Source organism: Microcystis sp. LE18-22.4A, assembly GCF_027531105.1.
GTDB lineage: Bacteria > Cyanobacteriota > Cyanobacteriia > Cyanobacteriales > Microcystaceae > Microcystis > Microcystis aeruginosa.
On the sequence record NZ_JAPZRB010000469.1, the window covers coordinates 1 to 2,582 of the forward strand.

The 2,582-nt window shown below is 41.6% G+C and carries 4 protein-coding genes; 1 reads left to right on the forward strand and 3 read right to left on the reverse strand.

Annotated elements, in window-relative coordinates; all coding sequences use genetic code 11:
- Nucleotides 1-99 precede the first annotated feature (99 nt).
- The 3 genes from O9295_RS20460 to O9295_RS20470 all read right to left on the reverse strand — a co-directional run bounded on the left by O9295_RS20460 (nucleotide 100) and on the right by O9295_RS20470 (nucleotide 837).
- On the reverse strand, nucleotides 100-228 hold the full coding sequence (locus O9295_RS20460) for a PIN domain-containing protein (RefSeq protein ID WP_288034927.1): 129 nt from the start codon (nucleotides 226-228) through the stop codon (nucleotides 100-102).
- The gene (locus O9295_RS20465; protein ID WP_190721967.1) at nucleotides 218-475 is read right to left on the reverse strand and encodes a hypothetical protein; all 258 of its coding nucleotides are present in this window, start codon (nucleotides 473-475) and stop codon (nucleotides 218-220) included. Before O9295_RS20465 ends, O9295_RS20460 begins: the two co-directional genes overlap by 11 nt.
- Nucleotides 476-588: 113 nt before the next feature.
- On the reverse strand, nucleotides 589-837 hold the full coding sequence (locus O9295_RS20470; RefSeq protein WP_002745598.1) for a Ycf34 family protein: 249 nt from the start codon (nucleotides 835-837) through the stop codon (nucleotides 589-591).
- Between the two features lie 94 nt (nucleotides 838-931).
- On the opposite strand from O9295_RS20470, the gene O9295_RS20475 reads away from it, so the two are divergent.
- Nucleotides 932-2,164: a tRNA nucleotidyltransferase/poly(A) polymerase-related protein gene (locus O9295_RS20475; RefSeq protein WP_288034930.1), complete on the forward strand. Its 1,233-nt coding sequence runs from the start codon at nucleotides 932-934 to the stop codon at nucleotides 2,162-2,164.
- Nucleotides 2,165-2,582: the final 418 nt, after the last annotated feature.

Below are 2,582 nucleotides of genomic sequence, written 5' to 3' on the forward strand. Positions count from 1 at the left end.
TTTGTGGAAGCCTTGGCAGCTTTTCGGACAGCGATGTCTTTCCGTTTCTTTGAGTGGCTGACCGAGAATCGGGATGTGTTTGCCGCTTACAAAGCCAGTTTAGGCTTTGTTTGGGCTTGAAATTTGTTTAAGTCTCATTAGTTCATCAGCTTGAATTTGCAGCGCAGCAGCAACATGAAGTGCATCCATCGCCGCTAAACCGTAAGTGCCAGCAATTTCATGACTCACTGCATCCTCCTCGACGTGCAGCAAGTTCTTGTTCTATTTCGTCTTCATTGAGCAGTTGCAATCCAGCCGAAATTGCCCGCTGTCGAATTTCCCATAACTTTTTGCTTAATGGTGTTTGGGGAATAAATTTAGCTTCTGGTGTTGTTTGTGACTCAGATTTAAGTATTTGAACAAATTGCCAAACTTTTTGTTGCTTTTCTGGGGTCAATTCTCGCCATTGTTCAAGTAGTTCCTCTTCTTTACCCATAAATACCTCGCTCTTAAATTACCCATTCCTCGAATCGTTGGCTGTCCAAGACATATTTGTGGATTAACTTTTGGCTCTTGTAGTAGATATGTATGGGTGTAAGTTCAGGTATTTTAGGTGGGAATTGGTTCACCAGGACGCAAACTAGACCATTTACCAGTTTCGCGTAAAAAGCTGTCGCAACCCACCACATCCCACTCCATTTCGATATAATCTTCCTTGGTGCGAATGTTAACGTTAATAGAAGGGTTCTTCGCTTCAAAGTCCGGTGTCTCGGTGAGATGACGTTCCTGATGTTGTGTTTCTACGGCATGATAGGTGAGACAGCGATCAACAAAATAGCAGTTAATACAAATACACATAGGTTTAACTCTATAAGTCTTTTCCGTTAATCTAGCTCAGTCTCTCCCCAAATAGGGCCGGTAAAAATTATATTTTTGTAAATTTATCTTCTCGATGTCTTGTCAAAAAAACCTAGATAGTTTAGTTAAAGAAGTTTTTGCGATTAATCAGCAAGAATTGCCAGAAAATGCTTATTTAGTCGGTGGTGCTGTGCGAGACGCTTTATTAAACCGTCAGAAAGACTATATTGACCTAGATTTTGTGGTTCCCGAAAAAGCGATCGAAATTGCCCAAACTATTGCCCATAATTATAAAGCCGGTTTTGTGGTTTTAGATGCCGTTCGTCAAATTGCTCGCGTCGTTTTTCCCCAGGGGACCCTTGATTTCGCGCAACAGGAGGGAGAATCTCTAGAAATAGACCTAAAAAGACGGGATTTCACCGTTAATGCTCTCGCTTATAATCTCCACACCCAAGAAATTTTCGATCCTTTAGGGGGATTAAAAGATTTAGGCTGCCAATCCCTGCGGATGATTTCCCCCGAAAATCTCCAAGATGATCCCCTAAGATTATTAAGAGCCTATCGACAAGCGGCTCAATTGGACTTTGAGATCGAACCCCATACCCGTGCAACTATTCGTTCTCTTGCCCCTTTATTGCACCGTGTAGCCGCCGAAAGGGTACAATCCGAGTTGAATTACCTTTTGCTCAATTCCCGTGGCAATAAATGGCTAAAAAGTGCCTGGGAAGATGGCTTATTATCTCTCTGGTTGCGTCGGATTACCCCCGCAAAAATGGAGCGAGTTATGGGGGTGGAAGCGGCAGCGGGATTTTTAGAATCTTTGTTACCAGAAAAATTTATCTTTTCCCCTTCTCAGTTACAGTTGACAAAATTGGCCCTATTGGTATCGGATATTTTGGCAGAAGCGGAAAAAGAGTTAATCGATCTCAAGTATTCCCGTGGGGAAATTCGCACGGTAATCACGGTAATTAAGTGTTTACCTCCCCTCAAGGAGCCAGATAATTTGAGTCTGCGGGAACAGTATTTTATTTATCTAAATACGGGAAAAGTATTTCCTGTCTTTGCCCTTTTTGCTTTATCAATGGGGATTAACAAAAATATCGTCGCTTCTCTGTTGACTTCCTATCTCGATCCCGATAATATTATCGCCCATCCCCGACCTTTATTAAGGGGCGATGATTTAATTAACCATTTACACCTGAAACCCAGTCCGATTATCGGTAAGTTATTAACTGAGGTACAAATTGCCCAAATTGAGGGCCAAGTGACAGTTTTTCAGGAAGCGATCGATTTTGCTAAAAAGTTGTTATTAAGTGGTTGGTTATAATTAAATTAAAAATGGAGTTTAGGTCTGATCCCCCCTGCCCCCCTTGATAAGGGGGGTGCCGATAGGCGGGGGGATCTACCCTTGATAAGGGGGGCATCTGACAACTTTTAACGCCTACCTACTTAGCAATTGTTCACAGTTTGGAGAGTTTTGTCTGTTAATCAGAGTTTTAGATTCGGATTGAGTCTCAGGGTTTTGACTTATCCAAAACTCAGATTATCCAAAACTGAGATTTATTTAGTTTTAAGCTGTGAAGATTGGGGAGCGTTTTCTCCTTAGATTAAAACACGACCGTTTTATTGTACTCCCTTCGATTGATTCAAGAGATTTTGGTAACATTCGGTCGGGGTACGGTAAGATAAATATTTAAAGGGAGTCTGATTAATTATTTCTGCAAATCTTTCGTTATCAACCGCAT

Excerpts from the sequence above, each read along its gene's own strand:
- O9295_RS20465 (WP_190721967.1), bottom strand. The coding sequence starts at position 475 with ATGGGTAAAGAAGAGGAACTACTTGAACAATGGCGAGAATTGACCCCA.
- O9295_RS20470 (WP_002745598.1), bottom strand. The coding sequence starts at position 837 with ATGTGTATTTGTATTAACTGCTATTTTGTTGATCGCTGTCTCACCTAT.
- O9295_RS20475 (WP_288034930.1), top strand. The coding sequence starts at position 932 with ATGTCTTGTCAAAAAAACCTAGATAGTTTAGTTAAAGAAGTTTTTGCG.